Origin of the sequence: Sulfitobacter sp. D7 (assembly GCF_003611275.1) — a bacterium.
GTDB classification, from domain to species: Bacteria; Pseudomonadota; Alphaproteobacteria; order Rhodobacterales; family Rhodobacteraceae; genus Sulfitobacter; species Sulfitobacter profundi.
This window is the reverse complement of sequence record NZ_CP020695.1, coordinates 120,744-138,231: the sequence shown is the minus strand read 5'-3', so window position 1 is coordinate 138,231 and position 17,488 is coordinate 120,744. Positions and strand designations below refer to the sequence as shown.

Below are 17,488 nucleotides of genomic sequence, written 5' to 3'. Positions count from 1 at the left end.
GCCGGAGGCATGGTTTAGGTGACGATACAGCTTTCGTCGATCCCGCGCCCTTCGTGAAAGGCGCGGATGTTGCTGGTCCAATGGCCGACCATACGTTTGAGGTTATCCTCACTGTGGCCGCCGATGTGGGGCAGGGGCAGGACGTTATCGAGCCGCAGAAGTGGGTTGTCCGGCTCGACAGGCTCTTCGGTAAACACATCCAAGGCCGCGCCCGCGATGCGTTTATGGGTGAGCGTGTCGATCAGAGCCGCCTCATCAATCAGCCCTCCGCGTCCGGTGTTGACCAGCAGGGCGTCGGATTTCATCTGCGCCAGTTCCGGCGTGCCGATGGTGTGGTGCGACGCCTCCGTCAGCGGCATGTGCAGGCTGACGATATCGCAGGTCTCAAGAATTTCGTCGCGCTCGGCATAGCGCGCGCTGGTGCCTTCAGCCTCCCCTGAGCGGCGGTAGTAGAGCACCTCGCAGTCAAAGCCCGTCAGCCGTTTCGCCACGAGTTGCCCGATGGCACCAAAACCGATCAGCCCGACCTTTTGACTGCTGAGGTCCCGCGCGCCGGGGACGATCTCTGGCACGATCCACTTGCCCGCGCGGGTGTTGTTATAGTGCAGCGGAATGCGGCGCAGGGCGGCGATCATCATGCCGATGGTGAGATCCGCAATGGTGGGGGCGTTAACGCCGGGGCTGCGCGCCACGGTCACGCCCATTTCTTTCGCCAGATCCACCGGGATCTTGTCATAGCCGGTGCCCCATTGATGCACGAGGCGCACGCTATCGGCCCCCCGCAGCACCGGCGCCGGAAGGCCGCGCCCGCGCGGAACGATATAGGCGGCACCTTTCACCGCCTTGGCGAAATCCTCTTCGGAATAGGACGCCGCAAAGCGCAGGTCGAGCCCTTCGGCATAGCCGCGCACTTTATTCTGCATATCCTCCGGCATCGCGTCGAGCACGGCGACGGGGCCGATCAGATCGCCGCTCATGTCGATGCCCCGCGCAGATCTTCGGGCAGCAAGGCCTCGGGCAGGTTCTGGTAGGAGACAGGTCGCAGGAAGCGGCGGATCGCCATGGTGCCGACGGAGGTCGCGCCGAAGTTGGTGGAGGCCGGGTAGGGGCCGCCGTGCACCATGGCATCGCAAACCTCGACCCCGGTGGGGAAGCCGTTCACCAGCACCCGGCCCGCTTTCCGTTCAAGGATCGGCATCAGCGCCTTGGCGGCTTCGGTGTCGCCCTCGTCCATCTGGAGTGTCGCGGTTAGCTGGCCTTCGAACCCTTTGGCAAGCTCTTGCATCTCATCGCCCGACGAGACCCGCAGCACCAGACCCAAGGGGCCAAAGACCTCTTCGCCAAGTGCGTGGTCTTGTAGGTAGGTATCGGCATCGGTTTCAAAGAGGTTCGGCTGGGCGCTGCGCCCCTCGCTGTCATTGCTCACCAGCGCGCGTACCGCGTTGCGCCCGGTGAAACGTTCCTTACCGTCGCGGTAGGCTTTGGCGATGCCGTCGGTCAGCATGACCTGCGGGCCGACCTGCTCAAGCGCCTCTTTCGCGGCTGCGACAAAGGCATCGCCCTCGGCCCCCTTGGCCACGACCGCGATGCCGGGGTTGGTGCAGAACTGCCCCGCGCCCATGGTCAGCGACCCGGCCCAGCCAGCGCCGATTTCCGCGCCGCGGTTTCGAGTGGCCTCGGCCAGAACGAACATCGGATTGACCGAGCCCAACTCGCCGAAGAACGGGATCGGCTCGGGCCGTTGCGCGCAGAGGTCAAACAGCGCGCGGCCTCCACCGAGGGAGCCGGTGAAGCCAACGGCTTTGATCAGCGGATGCTGCACCAGCGTCTGGCCCACTTCACGGCTGTTGGCATGGATGAGGGAGAAGACACCGGGATGAATGTCGCATTTCTTGATCGCGGCATGGATCGCTTCGGCCACAATCTCCCCCGTGCCGGGATGGGCGGAATGGCCTTTCACGATGACCGGGCAGCCCGCCGCCAGCGCCGCGGCGGTGTCACCGCCTGCGGTGGAGAATGCCAGCGGAAAATTCGACGCGCCGAATATCGCAACCGGGCCGATGGGGCGCTGGATCATGCGGATGTCGGGGCGGGGCATGGGTTGGCGCTCGGGCAGGGCACCGTCGACACGACGGTCCAGATGGGCGCCTTTGCGGATGTGATCGGCAAAGAGGCGAAGCTGCCCCATGGTCCGTCCGCGCTCGCCCTGAAGGCGGGCAGTCGGCAGGCCAGATTCGCGCGCGCCAACTTCTGTGATGATATCCGCGCGGGCCTCCATCTCGTCTGCGATGGCGTCAAGGAAATCGGCGCGGCTCTCGCGGCTTGAATAGGCGTAGGACCAAAAGGCGTCCTCGGCGGCTTCGCAAGCGCGGTCCACATGGGCCGGGGTGCCGCTTTGGAATTGGTCGCTTTCGCCGGTGGCGGGGGAATTGGCGAAGGTTTCTCCGCCGCCGATCCATTCGCCTGCGATCAAGTGCTTGCCGTGGGGGTGAAATGTCTTGCTGTCAGCGCTCATGATCAATCCTTGTCGGTTTGCTGTGTCAAAGTGGGGGAGGGCTGCGCCATGGTTTGCACCAGCGCGTCCATCTGCCGCGTGAGCAGCCAAGCGTCGCCCGCGATGGCGACGAATTCGATACCGTTGTCAAAGTAGCGGCGCGCCAGATCGGCGCCGTAGCCAAGGATGCCCGCAGGCAGCCCGGCGGCGTGAATGGCGTCGACCGCTTCGCGGATCTTGTCTTGGACATCGGGGTGCATGGGGTTGCCGGTATGGCCCATCGCCGACGACAAATCGCCCGGCCCGATAAAGATCGCGTCCACGCCGGCCACGGCGGCGATGGCGGGAATTTGGTCGACCGCTTCGGGGGTCTCGACCTGCACGATGACGCATTGCGCGTCTGTATATGTGGTCAGGTAATCCGTCTGCCGCGCGTAGTTATTGGCGCGAATCGTAGCCGAGATGCCGCGCAGCCCTTCGGGAGGGTAGCGGGTCCATGACACGGCGCGGCGGGCGTCTTCGGCGTTTTGGATCATCGGGAACATCAGATTTTGCACGCCGATATCCAGCAGCCGCTTGGTCATCGTCTGGTCGGATGAGGGCATCCGCACCACCATCTGCGCATTGGGATTGGCGCTGCCTGCGGCGCGCAGATGATCGGTGATCTGGCTTAGGTCATTCGGCGCATGTTCCATGTCTAGCAACAACCAATCGATCCCGCTGCCCGCGGCGATCTCCGTCACCGTAGGTGAGCAGAGCGAGAGCCAGAAACCCGACAAGCGGCTGCCTTGGCGAAGCGATTGCTTGAGTGTTTTTCCCGACATTTTCGCGACGCGCCCCTCAAATGGTATCGACAATTGGGGTGATACGGTAATATATCAGTTCGAGCAAGATGTGTTTTCCACCCGTTTTGCGATGATGTTTTAGCTGGCGAGGATTCCATGACCGAGACCAAGAAAACCGCCGATCAGCTGCGCAGCGCGCGCTGGTTTGCCCCCGACGATCTGCGCAGTTTTGGGCATCGGTCGCGCATGATGCAGATGGGTCTGGGCCCCGAGGATTGGGAAGGCCGCCCGGTGATCGGCATCCTGAACACTTGGTCCGAGATGAACCCCTGCCACCTCCATTTCCGCGACCGCGCGGAGGACGTGAAAAAGGGAATCGCGCAGGCCGGCGGGCTGGGGTTGGAGATCCCTACGATTTCCATCGACGAGAGTTTCACCAAGCCGACTTCGATGCTCTACCGCAATATGATCGCGATGGAGACCGAAGAGACGATCCGCTCGCATCCGCTCGACGGGGTGGTGCTGATGGGCGGCTGTGACAAATCCACGCCGGGTCTGACCATGGGCGCGATCAGCGCAGGCGTGCCGTTCATCTTCTTGCCCGCAGGCCCGATGCTGCGCGGCAATTACGCGGGGCGGGCCCTTGGCTCAGGCTCGGATGCGTGGAAGTTCTGGGACGAGCGCCGCGCGGGCACGATCTCGGCCGAGGAATGGGTCGGCGTAGAAGGCGGCATCGCGCGGTCTTATGGGCATTGCATGACCATGGGCACCGCTTCGACCATGACCGCGATTGCCGAGGCGATGGGGCTGACCCTGCCGGGGGCCACCTCGATCCCCGCTGCGGATGCGGGCCACAAACGGATGAGCGCCTCTTGCGGGCGGCGGATCGTCGATATGGTTTGGGAAGACCTGACGCCGGACAAGATCATCACCCCCGCCGCCGTGCAGAACGCGGCGACGGTGGCGATGGCGACAGGCTGTTCGACCAATGCGGTGGTGCATCTCTTGGCAATGGCGCGTCGCGCGGGTGTGGCGCTGGAGTTGAACGATCTGGACGCTCTGGGCCGCACCACACCGCTTATTGCCAATATCCGACCCTTGGGCAGCAGCGAATACCTGATGGAGGATTTCTATTTCGCGGGCGGTCTGCGGGCGCTGATGGATCAGTTGGGCGATAAGCTTGACCGGTCGGCGATCACCTGCACCGGCAAACCCTTGGAGGAAGGGATCGCGGGCGCGCCTGTCTATAATGACGACGTGATCCGGCCCCTGTCGAACCCGGTCTATAAAGAAGGCTCGCTCGCCGTGCTTAAGGGCAACCTTTGCCCCAATGGCGCGGTGATCAAACCGGCGGCTTGCGACCCGAAGTTCCACCGCCACGAAGGCCCGGCGCTGGTCTTTGATAGCTACCCCGAGATGAAGGCCGCGATTGATGACGAAAATCTCGACGTGACGCCGGACCATGTGCTGGTGCTGCGTAACGCGGGGCCGCAGGGCGGGCCGGGGATGCCCGAATGGGGCATGTTGCCGATGCCGAAGGCGCTGCTGAAACAGGGCCACCGCGACATGCTGCGGATCTCAGACGCGCGGATGTCGGGCACGTCTTACGGCGCTTGCATCCTGCATGTCGCGCCGGAGTCTTTCGTGGGCGGGCCACTGGCGCTGCTGAAAACGGGCGACATCGTGCGGATGGACCTAGAGGCGCGCACCCTCGACATGCTGGTGGACGAGGATGAACTCGCCGCCCGCCGCGCCGCTTGGAAAGCCCCTGAGCCGCGGTTCGAGCGGGGCTGGGGCTATATGTTCCAGCGCCATGTGGGGCAGGCCGATCAGGGCTGCGACTTCGACTATCTCACCGCGGCCTTTGGCCAAACGGCGGGTGAGCCGGATATTTTCTGAGGGGTACGTCTATGACACATGATCTATCAAAAGCGCTCACCGGCATCTCGGGCATCCTCGTGACGCCCTATGACGATGCTGGAGAGATTGCGCCGCGCAAGCTGGCCCCGATCATCGACCGCGCGCTCGCCGCCGGGGTGCATATCCCGGTCGTGAATGGCAACACCGGCGAATATTACGCGCTGACCAATGATGAGGCCTGCACCATGGTCCGCGAGGTTGCGCAGATGATCGACGGGCGCGCGCCGCTGCTTGCGGGTGTCGGGCGCGGCATTCGCGATGCCTGCGCGCTGGCCAAGGCAAGCGCCGAGGCTGGGGCGGATGCGTTGATGATTCACCAACCGCCCGATCCCTTCGTCTCCCCCCGTGGCACGGTCGATTATGTGCGCGCGGTGCGGGATGCGTCGGGCGGGCTGCCGGTGATGCTGTATCTGCGCAATGATGCGATGGGGCCCGAGGGCATCGCGCGGTTGTGCGAAGTCGAGGGGGTGAAGGGGGTCAAATGGGCCACGCCGAACCCTTTGAACCTTGCCCGCGCGATTGAGGCGGCGCCGGATGATATCGTCTGGGTCGGCGGGCTGGCCGAGGTCTGGGCACCGCCGCTCTATGCCGTGGGGGCGCGGGGGTTCACCTCGGGCCTTATCAACGTCTGGCCCGAGCGGTCGGTCGCCATTCACGCGGCACTGGATGCAGGCAACTACGCCGAGGCGAACCGCCTTATCGCAGGGATGCGCGCCTTTGAGGACATCCGCGCGGAAGAGCATAACGGCACCAATGTCACCGGTGTCAAAGCCGCCCTTATGGCCATCGGACAGGATTGCGGGGCCACGCGCCCGCCCTCCGCTTGGCCCCTGACAGAGCGGCAGCAGGCGGTGCTGGACCAATTCATAACAGACAACGGACTAAAGGGAGAGAGAGCATGACCCCCGAACTACGCGAGAAACTCAAGGCGGTCTCAGTCGCGACGCTGGCCACGGCGCTGTATAAACGCGGGTTGCGCAATCAGGTGGTGCAGGGGGTCGGCCCGGTCGCGGCAAAGGGGCAGAATATGGTCGGCCCGGCGTTCACGCTGCGCTATATGCCCGCCCGCGAAGACCGCAATCAACTGGTCGAGTTTCGCAATCCCGAACACCCGCAGCGCGTCGCGATTGAGACATGCCCCGAGGGCCATGTGCTGGTGATGGACAGCCGTAAGGATGCGCGTGCCGCGAGTGCTGGGGATATCCTCATCACCCGTCTGATGATGCGCGGCGCGGCGGGGGTGGTGACAGATGGCGGGCTGCGTGATGCCGCGACCATTGGCGCGCTCGAGATGCCCGCCTACCACGCGCGGCCCTCAAGCCCCACGAACCTGACCCTCCATGAGGCGATAGAGATCAACTGCCCCGTCGGCTGCGGCGATGCACCGGTCTTTCCCGGTGATATCGTGGTGGGCGACGACGACTGCGTAATCATCATCCCCGCAGATATCGCCGAAGAGGTCGCGGATGAGGCGGTAGAGATGACGGCCTATGAGGATTTCGTCGTCGAGGAGGTCAAAGGCGGCGCGGGGATCATCGGACTTTATCCGGGCACCAAGCAGGAAAACCTCGATAGGTTCGCGGAATGGCGCAAGGCCAACAACCGCTGAATCAGGGCTTTTCCGGGGTGAAATACTCCGGGAAAGCCGCCCGTTTCTCGGTCATGCGGTCAACGGTGCGTTGCAGGTGTTGGCGCAGCGCCTCCATCGCGGCAGGGGCATCGCCCGCTTCAATCCCATCAAGGATCCGGCTGTGGCCCCCGATCACGTCCTTGTTGTTCAGGATGCGCCCCGCCTCATCAATGTCATCCAAATGCAGGCGGCGCAGACGTTCCAGATGGCCCGCGTGACTGCGCATGATGCGCTGGCTTTGCACGTGGCCTGCTGCCACAAAGAGGGTCTGGTGAAACACCTCGTCCAACTCCTGAAAAGTCGGCACGTCGCCGGGTTGGTCCGAGATGCTGCTTTGCAGGGCGACGATGCTGCGCAGACGGGTCAGGGCTTCGGGCGCGATCTCGGCGGCCAAACGGCGCACGACTTCGGTCTCTAGCGCGATGCGCATGAACTGCGCTTCGCGGATCGCCGACATGTCGATTGGCGTCACCAACGTGCGCGATTGCGGGTAGATCTTGACCAGCCCCTCCTTGGCGAGCTGCTGCAGTGCATCGCGCAGCGGCGTCAGGCTCACCCCATGGGTTTCGGCCAATTCGGCACGCAAAAGCGGGGTGCCGGGCGGCAGGTCGAGCCGGACAATCTGATCGCGCAGCGTGGCATAGACCCCGCGCCCCGTTGGCCCACCCTCAAACAGACCCAAGTCAGTCCCGCCGCCCAAAATGCTTTTAGCGAGGGTCTGTGCGCTCTGTGCGGCGGATCTGTTCGATGAGGTCATGTGGGCTCTTCCATAGCTATTAAATCTAATATATCAGTTAATGACATCTTACCGAAGCGGTTTTTTTCGACACCCTGGGGGGAGCATCCGATGGACAGCCAGACCATGCAAGAGGACAGACGCGTAAAGGTGATGCTGCTGTCACCGACGGATAACGTGGTCGTGGCGACCTCGGCGGTGCCCCAAGGGGCGGTATTGCCGCAAGACGGGCTGCGTGCCAACCACGATACGCCCCAAGGACACAAGATCGCGATCCGCCCGATCCAGCGGGGCGCGCCGATCCTGAAATTCGACACCGTCATCGGCTACGCGGCAGAGGAGATCGCCGCAGGCGATTGGCTGCACAGCCACAACATCAAGTTCGACGCGGTCGACAAAGACTATGCCTTTGCCCGCGACTATACCCCGACCGACCTGCTGCCGCCTTCAGACCGCGCGCAGTTCATGGGCATCCGCCGCGCGAATGGCCGCGTGGGCACGCGCAACTACATCGGGCTTTTTGTAACCGTGAATTGCTCCGCCACCGTGGCGCGCAAGATCGCCAACTACTTCGACGAAGAGCGGATGGAGGCATGGGAGAACGTCGACGGGGTGATCCCCTTCATCCACGAATCCGGCTGCGGGATGGAGCTGACAGGCGAGCCGATGGACCTGCTGCGGCGCACGCTCTCGGGCTATATCCGCCACCCCAATCTGGCCGGGGCCGTGGTCCTGTCGCTGGGGTGCGAGCGCAACAATTTGGCGCAGTTCTTTGAGGAGGAAGGACTGGCCGAGGGCAAGATGCTGCGCACCATCACCATGCAGCACGTCGGCGGCACGGCCCGCGCGATTGCCGATGGCAAGGACGCCGTGCGCGAGATGTTGGATCAGGCCAATGCCGTGCGGCGCGAACCCTGTTCGGCAGAGCATATCACCATCGGAATGCAATGCGGCGGGTCGGACGGGCTTTCGGGTCTGTCGGCCAACCCCGGGCTTGGGGCTGCGGCGGATATCCTCGTGCGCAACGGCGGCACGGCGATCCTGTCGGAGACGCCCGAGATTTTCGGCGTCGAACACCTGCTGACCCGCCGCGCCCGCAGCGAAGAGGTGGGCCGCAAACTGGTCGAACGCATGGACTGGTGGCTGGAGCATACCAAGGGCCGCGATACTCAGATCAACGGCGTGGTCAGCCCCGGCAATCAGGCGGGCGGTCTGGCGAATGTGTTGGAAAAATCGCTCGGCGGGGCCAAGAAAAGCGGCAGCACCGGGTTGATGGAGGTTTACCGCTATGCCGAAGCGGTGACGCAAAAGGGGCTGGTCTTTATGGACACGCCCGGCTTCGATCCCGTCTCTGCCACCGGGCAGATTGCGGGGGGGGCGAACCTGATCTGCTTCACCACCGGGCGTGGGTCTTGCTTTGGCTCCTATCCCTCGCCAACGATCAAACTGGCCTCCAACACACCGATGTTCACCAAGATGCAGGACGATATGGACATCAACTGCGGGACCGTGATCGACGGCGAATTGAGCCTTGAGGAACTGGGCCAAGCGATCTTTGAACGCATCCTCGCCATCGCCTCGGGCGAGCCGAGCAAATCCGAAGCGCTTGGCGTGGGTGAAGAGGAATTCGCGCCTTGGCCGATCGGGGTCACGGGGTAAAGATGTCAGACGGGAGAGCGCAGATGAAACCGAATTATGTGAAACTGGTCGAGGATACGCCGCTGCCGCGCATGGCGCTTTGCCGTCAGACCTTTGCCGCGACGCAAGTCGATGATCCGCGCGCTGCCGTGGCGGAGGCGATGCAGGCCGATTGCGCGGGCAAGATCAAACCCGGCATGTCCATCGCCATCACCGCAGGCAGCCGGGGTCTGGCAAACCTGCCGGAACTGCTGGCCGCCATCGTGGCCGAGGTCCGCGCGCGCGGGGCGCAGCCCTTTGTCGTGCCCGCCATGGGCAGCCACGGCGGCGCCACGGCAGAGGGGCAAACCGCGCTGCTGGCGAAACTGGGCGTGACCGAAGAGAGCCTCGGTTGCGAGATCCGCTCGTCGATGGAGACTGACGAGATCGGCGTGCTCGACAACGGCATGTCGGTGCGGATGGACCGCCACGCCAATGCCGCCGATGGGATCATCCTGTTCAACCGGATCAAGCCGCATACCTCCTTCCGCGCGCCGAACGAAAGCGGGCTGGCCAAGATGCTCTCGATCGGTCTGGGTAAACAATCGGGGGCCGAGACTTGCCATTCGCGGGGCATTGATAACGTCGGCATCTTCGTCGCCAAAATGGCCCGGATGAAGCTGGAGCGTTGCAAGGTGCTCTTCGGTATCGGCACGATTGAGAATGCTTATGACGAGCTTTCGCAGGTCGTGGCGCTCGACAGCGACGGGATGTTGGAGGCCGAAGCGCCCTATCTGCAAGAGGCGATGCGCAACATGCCGCGCCTGCCGCTGGGGCCGCTGGACGCACCATCAGCTTCGGGCGATCTGGATGTGCTGGTGGTCGATGAGATCGGCAAAGAATTTTCTGGCACTGGGATGGACCCGAACATCACGCATCGTTTCTCAAGCGAAAAGATGCAGGTCCATCTGCATATCTCGCGGTTGGTGGCGCTTGGGTTGTCGCCGCTTAGCAACGGCAACGGCAATGGCGCGGCGCGAGCAGATGTGATCACGCAGCGGTTGGAACAAGACTTCGACCGAGAGGCGGTTTACGCCAATGCCATCACGTCGCAGGTGTTGAAGCAGTCTAAGATCCCCATGGTCATGCCCTGCGACCGCACGGCGATCCAGACAGCGGTCAAGACCTGCGGGGCCGAGGATATCACCAAGGTCCGGCTGCTGCGCATCCCCAATACGCTGAAGCTTGAGTATCTCTATGCCTCTGAGGCGATGCTACCGGAACTGCGCGACCGTCCGGGGCTAGAGGTGGTCGGTGACCTGCAACAGATGCAGTTTGACGACGGCCTGCTGCGCAACCCTTGGCCGGAGGGGCCTTGATGCTAGGCCAAGGGCTTCATCTGCACTTCGACCCCGTCGGCGGTGCGGCGGGTGATATGTTCATCGCGGCGATGCTGCATGCTTTCCCCGATCTGGCCGAACGCGCCCTGGCCGATGTCGCCGCCGTGCTCCCGGCCGAGGTGGGCCATGCGGAACTAAGCGAACATGTGGCTTCGGGCATCACATCGCGGCGGTTCGAATTGGTGCTGGCCGCACCCGACGCAGGCAGGCGCCACGGGGCCGAGACGACCTACCGCGCGATGCGCGAACTTTTGGAAAACGCACCGCTGTCCGAGGGCACGGCTCAGGCCGCCTGCGCCATCCTCCACCGGATTGCCGAGGCCGAAGCACAGGTGCACGACATCCCCATCGACCGGGTGCATTTTCACGAGATCGCGGATTGGGACGCGCTGATGGACGTGACCGCTGCGGGCAGCATCTGCGCCGCGCTGTCGGGGGCGACCGTCTCGCTCGCCCCATTGCCTCTGGGCGGCGGGCTGGTGGAAACGGCGCATGGCAAACTGCCCGTTCCCGCACCGGCGACCGCGCTGATCTTGCATGGCTACGACTGGCATGACGATGGCGTTGCGGGCGAAAGGGTTACCCCCACGGGTGCTGCGATCCTTGCGCATGTCACTGGCGGCAGCCCTACCGCCAGCCGCCCAGCGGGGCGGCTGCGCTGTACCGGGTCGGGCGCGGGAATGCGGGTGATGAAGGGCCTGCCGAATATCCTGCGGGTCAGCGTTTTTGACACCGCCTCGAGCGGCATCGCCCAAGACAGTCTGGTGCAATTCGCCTGCGATATCGACGACATGACGGGCGAAGAACTCGGCGCGGCGGTGGACCGTTTGCGGGCGATGGACGGCGTGATCGATTTGCTGATGCTGAACGGGCAGGGCAAGAAATCCCGCCCGGTAACGCGCCTTGAGGTGTTGGTGCAGCCGCAGGCTGCCGACCGGATCGCGGCGCGGGTCTTTGATCTGACCTCAACACTCGGCCTGCGCCGGACACGGGTGGAGCGTTTGATCCTCCCGCGGGAGAGTGACGACAGTGAGCCGCTCCGGCGCAAGCGTGCGCAGCGGCCAAGTGGGCAGGAAACCACCAAGGTCGAAAGCGATGATCTGGCCGATGCCGAGACCCTGCACGACCGTCGCAAACGCGCCCGCTCTGCCGAAGGCTAGGTGCCGCCGCCCGGTGATCTAACTTGCTTATCACCGGGCCGCGTGTGAAAATCCTCTGATGCCAGTTCAGAGGACCGCATGGAAAAGCAACTCAGCGCAACGCTGCGCCAATATGAGGTCTTTGTCGCCATCGCCGAAACGCTGCATTTTGGCCAAGCGGCGGCCAATCTTGGCGTGGCGCAGCCCGCACTGACGCAACAGTTGAAACACCTTGAGACCGTCTTTGGCGGCGCCCTGCTGTTTGACCGCAATCGCCGCCGGGTGATGCTGACCGACTTCGGCAAGGCGCTGTTGCCCGAAGCCCGCGCGCTGTTGCAACAAGCACAGCGGGTCGAGGCGGTGGCCGAGGCCGCTCGGATCGGCCAGCGCGGGCGGATTGAACTGGCCTATGTCGGCTCGGCCTCTTACGCGGGCATTCTGGGGCGGCTTTTGCGAGAGTTGCGCGCGGGCGCTGCGGATGTGGACCTGATCCTGCGCGAGTTGGACATGGACCTGCAAATTGCCGAGATCGTGGCGGGCAGGCTCGATGCGGGGTTCGTGCGCCTGCCGCTCTCGGGCGTGCCCGAGACTTTGGTCACGCGCACCGTCCATACCGAGGATATCCTGCTGGCCGTGCCGCCCGACCACCGGCTTGCCGGGGTGCCTTCGGTTTCCATGGCAACGCTGCGCGAGGAGAGTTTCATTTTCAGCCATCTCGGCCCTGATATGGGTTTCGCGGCCTGCGCCTATCAACTCTGTGCTGATGCTGGTTTCGCGCCCCGCGTCGCGCACCGCGCGCCGCAGTTTACTGCGATCGTGAATTTCGTCTCGGCGGGTCTGGGCGTGGCCTTTGTCCCCGCCTCTGCCGCGCGGATGAGGGATGCGGGCGTGGCCTTTCTGCCAATCCGCGATGCAAAGGTTCAAAGCCGGATCGGGTTGGCCTATCTGCGCGACCCAAGCAATCCGGTCCTGCGCAGGCTGCTTGACGCATCGGAGGCCGAGGGCTGATTACCCAACCGCCGTGCCACCACAGACAAAGACCGTTTGCCCGGTGATGAAACCGCTGCGGGCATCGGCGAAAAAGGCCACCGCCTGCGCGACATCCTCAGGCGTGCCCATGCGGCCCATCGGCACCGCATCGACGATGGCGCGGGTTTCTGGCGCATCTTCGGGGTTGTTCTCCCAAAAGGCGGTCGTGGCGATGGGGCCGGGGGCGACGCAGTTCACGGTGATCCCGTCGCGCGCCAGTTCCAGCGCCCATGTCCGCGCCATCGACTGGATCGCGCCCTTGCTGGCGGAATAAAGCGTCCGGTCGATCTTGCCCTTTGTCACGCGGCTGGTGTTCATCACGATCCGCCCTCCCCCTGCCGCGCGCATGCCCGGCACCAGCAGTTTCGCCGCCAAGATGCTGGGGCGGAGGTTCAGGTGCATGATGCGGTCGAAGTCATCAATCTCTACCGCGTCGAAGGGCGCGGGTTTCACGATGCCGACGTTATTGACCAGACAGGTGACCGGCCCCTCTTTGAGGATGTTTTGCAAGGCGGCGGTGGTTGCCTCGGGGCCTGACAGATCGACCTGCTGCGCATCCGCGCGCAGGGCAGGATCCTCCGGTTCCGCGATATCGAGCACGAAGACACGCCAGCCGTCCTCTCTTAACCTGCGGGCAATACCAAGGCCGATGTTGTGCGCACCGCCAGTGACAACCGCATGGCGCGGGGAAGGGTTTTGGGCCACGAGGGCCTCCTTTTCTCTATTCGCTGTTTACTTATCACCATCATCTAGTGATAAGTAAACGACTGATATCCGGGAGGGGGATAGCATGGCCAAACGCATCATCATCGTGGGGGCTGGCACGATGGGGCAATCCATCGGCAGGCTCTTTGGCCAGCATGGCTGGACGGTACAGGCGGTCGACCCGACCGAGGCCGCGCGCGATGGGTTTCTGGCGACGGTGCCGGGATCAAGCGCCACTGCTGCGTTGGAGGACGCAGGGCAGGCGGATGTCGCGCTGGAATGCGTGCCGGAGAACCTTGCGCTCAAGCGGAAGGTGCTGGCCGCCTTGGAGGGGGTGGTGCCAGAGGGGGCGCCGATCTTGTCGAACACCTCTGGCCTGACACTCGAAGAAATGTCGGCGGACATGGCCCGGCCAGAGCGCGCCGTCATCACGCATTTCTTCAACCCCGGCGATGTGATCCCAGCCGTCGAAGTGGTCGCGGACAAGGATGCGCGCGAAGGGCTATGTGAAGAAGTCATGACCCTGCTGCGCGGGTTGGAGCGGCGGCCCGTGCGTTTGGACCACGCGCCGCCCGGTTTCGTGGCCAATCGCATCCAACATGCCATCATGCGCGAATGCCTGCATCTGGTGGATCAAGGTGTCGCCAGCCCGGCGGAGATCGATGAGATCGTTCAGTGGTCCGTCGGTGTCCGCATGGCGCTTTCCGGCCCGTTCCGGCAGCGCGATTTGAACGGGCTGGGCACACATCTAAGCATTGCCGAATACCTCTATCCCGATCTGTGTGACCGGCACGACCCGTCGCCGACCCTCGCCAACCTGGTGGGGCAGGGGCATCTGGGCAAACGCAGCGGCAAGGGGTTTTACGACTGGCCCGCGGGGGAGGATGCGAGGGCCGCGGAGGAGGCGCTGCGCCGTGTCATCGCCCTTGCCCGCGACAGCGCCGATTAACTGATTTTCAGACAGCCGAGGACACCCATGACCGATAATCCAGCCATCATCTGCGTGGCCATCACCGGATCGCTTCCCACCAAGGCCGACAACCCGGCGGTGCCGATCGACATCACCGAACAGATCGAAAGCACCCAAGCCGCGTTTGAGGCGGGGGCGACGATCTGCCATGCCCATGTCCGCACCGCCGATGGCACCCCCACGGCAGACCCCGACCGTTTCGCGCGGCTGCAAGAGGGGCTGCGGCAGCATTGCCCCGGAATGATCGTGCAATTCTCAACCGGAGGGCGCTCGGGCGCGGGGCGAAACCGGGGCGGGATGCTGCCGCTGCGGCCCGATATGGCCTCGCTTTCCGTAGGGTCGAACAACTTTCCCAACCGCGTTTATGAAAACCCGCCTGAGCTTGTCGACTGGCTGGCGGAAGAGATGATGACCTACAGCGTGCTGCCCGAGATCGAGGTCTTCGACCTGAGCCACATCCTACAGGCCAAGGCCATGGCCGACGCGGGCAAGATCCCGGCGCGGCCCTATATCCAGTTCGTCATGGGGGTGAAAAACGCCATGCCTGCGGATCGAGACGTCTTTGATTTCTATATCCAAACGGTCAAACGGCTTTTCGGCGACATCCCGTGGTGCGCGGCCGGGATCGGGCGGCATCAGGCCGAACTTAACGCATGGTGTGCTGCAGCAGGGGGGCATCTGCGCACCGGGCTGGAGGATAATATTCGGATGGACAAACAGACCCTTGCGCCCTCCAATGCCGCCCTCGTCACCCGCGCGGCAGAGATCTGCGCCGAGGCGGGTCGCCCTGTCGCCACGCCGCAGCAGGCGCGTGAGATTTTGGGGCTGGGTTGAGGCCACAAGGGCCAACGCAATAGATTAAGGATATTGAAATGAGGAGACTGACATTCGCCCTTACCACTTTCGCAGGCCCATTGGCGGCGCATGAGGGCGTGCATGTGCATCCCCATGGCCACGATCCCTTTTGGGCCGTGGCGGTGCTGGCGCTGGCGGTTGCGATCCTTGCGGCGGCGGTGATGCGCCGCAGGTAGGCGTGGGACTGCCCTAGTGCCCGTCAGCCACCAAAACCGCGCGAGCCACCCGAACGGCCAAAACCGCCACGCGATGCGGCAGTGGCGCGGGTCATCGGGGTTTTGCCGATGGTGGTGCTGGGCCGGGTGAATTGCGACGTGCCGAGCTTGGCCGCGCCGCGATTGGTTGAATAGGTGCTGGAGCGTGCCGCATTGGTAAAGCGGCCATCCTTCGTTTTATACAGCGGCTGTGCCGCCGCCATACCTGCGCGATTGCTCATCATATTGCCGATCAGGTAGCCCGCCAGCAGGGGCATGAAAATCCCGCCCGATCCACTTTGGGTTGCCGTCTGTTCCGAGCCGCAGGCGTCTGCGCCATGCTGCTCTTCGCAGACCTCTAGGCTGTCATAGCGCGGTGCGGATTCCACATGGAGGGTCTGGGCCGCGTCAAAGGCGGTTTCGCATTGTTGCTGGGTGTACATTCCGCCGCTTGAGGCATCCGCCAGACAGCTTTGCAGGTCGGGAAAGGCAGCGGCATCGACCTTTTCCTCCTCACATCCGGCGAGGGTAAAGGCGGCGGCACCGACGATGGCGATGGAAACCCGTTTCGAGCGTTTGGTCATGATGGTCGTCTTTCTGCCAAGGGGCGGCGGGGCATAGCGTTATGCGAGAATATAGTGCGGTTTGAAGCGGGACAAATCCTGCGTGATGCGCGAGCGGTCCTCGCGGATACCGATGCCCGCGCAACTTTCGCCCACGATCCAAGACCCGATAACGGGGCGAAATCCGTCAAATTCGGGCAGGGGGGCATAGGCTTGAACGATGCGCGGATGTTCGGCGTAGTCTAAGTTTTTCGACTGTTCGATCACCTTGCCGGATTGGTGGATCGAGACCGACGCCCCTTCGCGCGAGAGGATTGGCTTGCGCACATGCGCTGCTGCCAGATCCGCGGCGGCACGGTCAAAGGCCTCGGCGCAGGCGGGGGCGGCGGGGCCGCGCCCGGCGAGCGCGTCTGCCACATCCGCCTCAAAAAACGCGGGCAGCAGATTGGGGTGGCCTTCGAACATCTGCCAAAGCACGGGCAGCAGCCCTTTGTTGGACAGAAGCGCTTTCCACGCAGGCTCCAGAAACAGGCAGCCTGACCCGTCGATATGCGCCGCGTAGTCATCGCGCAGCAGGTCTTCCCAAGGGTAGAGCTTGAACAGCACCGCAATGCGGCGATCCTGATCGTCTAGGAATTGACCGTCCTCGCTGAGCGCGATCTTGTCGAGGTCGCAGTAATGCGCACCAAGACCCGCTTCGCGCGCGGCCCAGCCCATGGCTTCGACGGTGCCGTAATCTTCGGGGTTGTCCGCCACGGCGGTGAAATGCAGGTCGCTGTCGGGCTCAAAAACCTCGGCAAATCGGGCGACCAATGCCTCATGGATGCCGTTGAACTGATCCGTGCCTTCGGGCAAAACGCCCGCCTTCAACTGATCCTCAAGCCACTGCCATTGAAAGGCCGCGCTTTCGTAGAGCGAGGTTGGCGTGTCGGCGTTATACTCCAGCAGCTTGGCCGGGCGCGCGCCGTCATAGGCCAGATCGAAACGCCCGTAGATCTCAGGGTCGCCCCGCCGCCAGCTTTCGGCCACGAGGTCGCGATGCGCTTCTGGAATGGCAAGCTGCGCCATCAATTCTTCGCTGGCAATGATCTCTGCCACGGCCTCGCGGCACATGGCGTGCAACTCGGTCGAGGGGTCTTCGATGTCGTTCTCGATCTGCTCAAGCGACAGCGCATAGGCCGAGGTTTCGTCCCAATAGGGCTCACCATGCATATCGGCGAAGGTAAAGCCGACCTCTTCGGCATGGGCGCGCCAATCGGGTCTTTCGGGCAATGTGGTCTTTTGCAACGGTTCGCTCCCCCGGGGTTTCGCCTCCGCTTCTAATCGGCTTTGGCCCAAGCGGCCAGAGGCGGGACGGTTTAACGCGGCTATCGGCAGAAGGGTCGCTTGTAATCATCATTATGTAATAGAAGGCCGCGCGCCCCAAGGCTTCCGCTTCCGCCGCGCCCAAC

The 17,488-nt window shown here is 63.7% G+C and carries 17 protein-coding genes; 10 read left to right on the top strand and 7 right to left on the bottom strand.

The genetic code is table 11. The annotated features are described in order from the left end of the window. Positions 1-14 precede the first annotated feature (14 nt). The 3 genes from B5M07_RS17130 to B5M07_RS17120 are packed head-to-tail and all read right to left on the bottom strand — an operon-like array spanning position 15 to position 3,318. Positions 15-977 carry a 2-hydroxyacid dehydrogenase gene (locus tag B5M07_RS17130; protein WP_120352405.1) on the bottom strand — a complete coding sequence of 321 codons (963 nt, stop codon included), beginning with the start codon at positions 975-977 and terminating at the stop codon, positions 15-17. Continuing rightward, a complete protein-coding gene (locus B5M07_RS17125) occupies positions 974-2,515 on the bottom strand; it encodes an aldehyde dehydrogenase (NADP(+)) (protein ID WP_120352404.1) in 1,542 nt (513 codons plus the stop codon). The genes B5M07_RS17130 and B5M07_RS17125 overlap by 4 nt, the downstream gene beginning before the upstream one ends. 2 nt (positions 2,516-2,517) lie before the next feature. After that, positions 2,518-3,318, bottom strand: coding sequence for an HpcH/HpaI aldolase family protein (locus tag B5M07_RS17120; protein WP_120352403.1), 801 nt, complete (start codon positions 3,316-3,318; stop codon positions 2,518-2,520). 117 nt (positions 3,319-3,435) lie between these two features. On the opposite strand from B5M07_RS17120, the gene araD reads away from it, so the two are divergent. From araD to B5M07_RS17105, 3 genes are read left to right on the top strand one after another with little or no spacing between them, the layout of a single operon-like run. Continuing rightward, on the top strand, positions 3,436-5,178 hold the full coding sequence (gene araD, locus B5M07_RS17115; protein ID WP_120352402.1) for an L-arabinonate dehydratase: 1,743 nt from the start codon (positions 3,436-3,438) through the stop codon (positions 5,176-5,178). 11 nt (positions 5,179-5,189) lie between these two features. Next, positions 5,190-6,101, top strand: coding sequence for a dihydrodipicolinate synthase family protein (locus B5M07_RS17110; RefSeq protein WP_120352401.1), 912 nt, complete (start codon positions 5,190-5,192; stop codon positions 6,099-6,101). Then, positions 6,098-6,808 (top strand): ribonuclease activity regulator RraA, encoded by a 711-nt coding sequence (locus tag B5M07_RS17105; protein ID WP_120352400.1) that lies wholly within the window; start codon positions 6,098-6,100, stop codon positions 6,806-6,808. The genes B5M07_RS17110 and B5M07_RS17105 overlap by 4 nt, the downstream gene beginning before the upstream one ends. A gap of 1 nt (position 6,809) precedes the next feature. Here the strand turns inward: B5M07_RS17105 and B5M07_RS17100 are convergent, their stop codons facing one another. Further along, positions 6,810-7,586: a GntR family transcriptional regulator gene (locus B5M07_RS17100; RefSeq protein WP_120352399.1), complete on the bottom strand. Its 777-nt coding sequence runs from the start codon at positions 7,584-7,586 to the stop codon at positions 6,810-6,812. 90 nt (positions 7,587-7,676) lie between these two features. On the opposite strand from B5M07_RS17100, the gene B5M07_RS17095 reads away from it, so the two are divergent. The 4 genes from B5M07_RS17095 to B5M07_RS17080 all read left to right on the top strand — a co-directional run bounded on the left by B5M07_RS17095 (position 7,677) and on the right by B5M07_RS17080 (position 12,729). After that, entirely contained in the window at positions 7,677-9,224 is a 1,548-nt protein-coding gene (locus B5M07_RS17095) for a UxaA family hydrolase (protein WP_254694006.1), read from the top strand. Positions 9,225-9,247: 23 nt separating this feature from the next. After that, positions 9,248-10,561, top strand: coding sequence for a lactate racemase domain-containing protein (locus B5M07_RS17090; protein WP_254694005.1), 1,314 nt, complete (start codon positions 9,248-9,250; stop codon positions 10,559-10,561). Continuing rightward, the gene (locus tag B5M07_RS17085; protein ID WP_120352397.1) at positions 10,561-11,742 is read left to right on the top strand and encodes a LarC family nickel insertion protein; all 1,182 of its coding nucleotides are present in this window, start codon (positions 10,561-10,563) and stop codon (positions 11,740-11,742) included. The genes B5M07_RS17090 and B5M07_RS17085 overlap by 1 nt, the downstream gene beginning before the upstream one ends. 78 nt (positions 11,743-11,820) lie before the next feature. After that, positions 11,821-12,729: a LysR family transcriptional regulator gene (locus B5M07_RS17080; protein WP_120352396.1), complete on the top strand. Its 909-nt coding sequence runs from the start codon at positions 11,821-11,823 to the stop codon at positions 12,727-12,729. Here the strand turns inward: B5M07_RS17080 and B5M07_RS17075 are convergent, their stop codons facing one another. After that, positions 12,730-13,455, bottom strand: coding sequence for an SDR family NAD(P)-dependent oxidoreductase (locus tag B5M07_RS17075; protein ID WP_120352395.1), 726 nt, complete (start codon positions 13,453-13,455; stop codon positions 12,730-12,732). A gap of 85 nt (positions 13,456-13,540) precedes the next feature. On the opposite strand from B5M07_RS17075, the gene B5M07_RS17070 reads away from it, so the two are divergent. The 3 genes from B5M07_RS17070 to B5M07_RS17060 are packed head-to-tail and all read left to right on the top strand — an operon-like array spanning position 13,541 to position 15,456. Next, entirely contained in the window at positions 13,541-14,404 is an 864-nt protein-coding gene (locus tag B5M07_RS17070; RefSeq protein WP_120352394.1) for a 3-hydroxyacyl-CoA dehydrogenase NAD-binding domain-containing protein, read from the top strand. Between the two features lie 27 nt (positions 14,405-14,431). Continuing rightward, positions 14,432-15,259, top strand: coding sequence for a 3-keto-5-aminohexanoate cleavage protein (locus B5M07_RS17065; protein WP_120352393.1), 828 nt, complete (start codon positions 14,432-14,434; stop codon positions 15,257-15,259). 38 nt (positions 15,260-15,297) lie between these two features. Next, complete coding sequence (locus tag B5M07_RS17060; RefSeq protein WP_120352392.1) at positions 15,298-15,456, top strand: peptidase M23; 159 nt, start codon at positions 15,298-15,300, stop codon at positions 15,454-15,456. A 23-nt stretch (positions 15,457-15,479) separates the two neighbouring features. On the opposite strand, the gene B5M07_RS17055 is transcribed toward B5M07_RS17060, so the two are convergent. Together B5M07_RS17055 and B5M07_RS17050 are read right to left on the bottom strand one after the other, a co-directional pair. After that, positions 15,480-16,058, bottom strand: a complete 579-nt coding sequence (locus B5M07_RS17055) for a DUF1190 domain-containing protein (protein ID WP_067941094.1) — start codon at positions 16,056-16,058, stop codon at positions 15,480-15,482. A gap of 39 nt (positions 16,059-16,097) precedes the next feature. Then, positions 16,098-17,324 carry a glutathionylspermidine synthase family protein gene (locus tag B5M07_RS17050; RefSeq protein ID WP_067939110.1) on the bottom strand — a complete coding sequence of 409 codons (1,227 nt, stop codon included), beginning with the start codon at positions 17,322-17,324 and terminating at the stop codon, positions 16,098-16,100. Positions 17,325-17,488 lie beyond the last annotated feature (164 nt).

Excerpts from the sequence above, each read along its gene's own strand:
- B5M07_RS17055 (WP_067941094.1), bottom strand. The coding sequence starts at position 16,058 with ATGACCAAACGCTCGAAACGGGTTTCCATCGCCATCGTCGGTGCCGCC.
- araD (WP_120352402.1), top strand. The coding sequence starts at position 3,436 with ATGACCGAGACCAAGAAAACCGCCGATCAGCTGCGCAGCGCGCGCTGG.
- B5M07_RS17060 (WP_120352392.1), top strand. The coding sequence starts at position 15,298 with ATGAGGAGACTGACATTCGCCCTTACCACTTTCGCAGGCCCATTGGCG.
- B5M07_RS17070 (WP_120352394.1), top strand. The coding sequence starts at position 13,541 with ATGGCCAAACGCATCATCATCGTGGGGGCTGGCACGATGGGGCAATCC.
- B5M07_RS17095 (WP_254694006.1), top strand. The coding sequence starts at position 7,677 with ATGGACAGCCAGACCATGCAAGAGGACAGACGCGTAAAGGTGATGCTG.
- B5M07_RS17110 (WP_120352401.1), top strand. The coding sequence starts at position 5,190 with ATGACACATGATCTATCAAAAGCGCTCACCGGCATCTCGGGCATCCTC.
- B5M07_RS17125 (WP_120352404.1), bottom strand. The coding sequence starts at position 2,515 with ATGAGCGCTGACAGCAAGACATTTCACCCCCACGGCAAGCACTTGATC.
- B5M07_RS17100 (WP_120352399.1), bottom strand. The coding sequence starts at position 7,586 with ATGACCTCATCGAACAGATCCGCCGCACAGAGCGCACAGACCCTCGCT.
- B5M07_RS17130 (WP_120352405.1), bottom strand. The coding sequence starts at position 977 with ATGAGCGGCGATCTGATCGGCCCCGTCGCCGTGCTCGACGCGATGCCG.
- B5M07_RS17080 (WP_120352396.1), top strand. The coding sequence starts at position 11,821 with ATGGAAAAGCAACTCAGCGCAACGCTGCGCCAATATGAGGTCTTTGTC.
- B5M07_RS17085 (WP_120352397.1), top strand. The coding sequence starts at position 10,561 with ATGCTAGGCCAAGGGCTTCATCTGCACTTCGACCCCGTCGGCGGTGCG.
- B5M07_RS17105 (WP_120352400.1), top strand. The coding sequence starts at position 6,098 with ATGACCCCCGAACTACGCGAGAAACTCAAGGCGGTCTCAGTCGCGACG.
- B5M07_RS17065 (WP_120352393.1), top strand. The coding sequence starts at position 14,432 with ATGACCGATAATCCAGCCATCATCTGCGTGGCCATCACCGGATCGCTT.
- B5M07_RS17120 (WP_120352403.1), bottom strand. The coding sequence starts at position 3,318 with ATGTCGGGAAAAACACTCAAGCAATCGCTTCGCCAAGGCAGCCGCTTG.
- B5M07_RS17090 (WP_254694005.1), top strand. The coding sequence starts at position 9,248 with ATGAAACCGAATTATGTGAAACTGGTCGAGGATACGCCGCTGCCGCGC.